Source organism: Bartonella sp. AA83SXKL, from assembly GCF_042196965.1.
Taxonomy (GTDB): Bacteria; Pseudomonadota; Alphaproteobacteria; order Rhizobiales; family Rhizobiaceae; genus Bartonella.
Map to the genome: position 1 here is coordinate 1,241 of NZ_JBHIRG010000068.1, position 1,386 is coordinate 2,626.

At 41.1% G+C, this 1,386-nt stretch carries 1 protein-coding gene and 1 pseudogene; both read right to left on the reverse strand.

The genetic code is table 11. The annotated features are described in order from the left end of the window. A pseudogene (locus tag ACFINO_RS09555) lies at positions 1-722 on the reverse strand (hypothetical protein); the annotation flags it as partial. A 1-nt stretch (position 723) separates the two neighbouring features. After that, on the reverse strand, positions 724-1,386 hold a 663-nt coding region (locus tag ACFINO_RS09560), incomplete at its 5' end, for a hypothetical protein (protein WP_375655577.1).

Below are 1,386 nucleotides of genomic sequence, written 5' to 3' on the forward strand. Positions count from 1 at the left end.
CGACACGCTATAGAGGCTGCACTGCGGGATCCACGCTTGTCTTGAAGCTTTTGAAAAATAAAGGGGACTTTAGAGCCTAGCGTAAAACAACCAGCATAAATAGCAGAACGCAAAAAAACGAGGGGATTGCTCGATTCCGTTGCCCCTTGAACATATTCTCCATCATTAAAATTATGATAATAACAATCTTTATCACCTACCGTCCAATGAGTTGCATCATTCAAACCCGACCAATGGATGCGATTGGGATGATCTGTTAATTGCATCAAACAAACAAAATCACCCCAAACCTTCACCAATCCTGCTTTCGGGGGATTGCCTCCTAAATCTTCAAACCGTTCAGAGCTATGAGTATTAAAGACTTGTGGTTTATCATTTTTATTCACCGCAATAATAGTTTCACCAAATAATGCAAACGACCATTTATTCTCTTCATTTGCTTGATAGGTCACACCACTTTGACTTATGTCTTTCCAACCCTTCGTTTGACTATCATAACTGTAAAGCTTTTTGGCTCCTCCTACGATTATCTTAACACCATTGCCACTTCTAAAGGCTATGCACCCCAACGGCTTTTCTTCTAAAGCATGAGACACTACCATTGCATTAGGCATCGGAATGTAACAGCCATCAGCCGGTAAAACATTCACAAGCGTATCCGTAAAGCTACCGTTGACGACCGAAACATCTGGTCTGTAATCAGCGATTGGAAAATAAACCATATTAGAAATCCGTCGGAATTATTCGAGTGACGTTATGACGTTGAGACGTCTCTGCACGCAATTCATGCAACTGTTCGTTAAAGTCATTGTACGCTGCTGTTGCACAATCGGGTTCTTTAAGGATATTCTTGTAAAGTTCGTATTTTGCACGCGCCTTAATCAAATCAAACGCGTGCACAAACCATGGATGCTCCTCATCAACACTCTCTATCTCTGATAAACGCAATGGAGAGAGAATGAGTTGAATCTGATAGGCTTTATCCGGCGTGGGATAAAGATGTAATTTCCTATCAAAATAACTGTAACAAACCGGCGTTCCTTGCTGCTCTGATGATAACAAAGGCTCTAAAGAAACATGGTCCTTACACTCCAATGCAAACTTATGATGTTGATCAGAGCTTAGATAAACGTTTTTTATTTTAACAGCTGTTTCAATAGGGCGGGTAGTGCTTGCATCATAAACACCTTGTCCCGCCCGTGTCTCAAACACCACATCACGGCTTTCGTTAAAGTAAAAGGTCTCCCGTTCACAAAAACGAATGGCTGCAAAAATGCTTTCTTGGATTTGTTGAACATACTCATCGGCTATGTCATCAATCTCATCTTGAATGACCGACACTAAGTGCGAAAGTGTTCTCTTATGACGATAAACATCTCGCTTTAC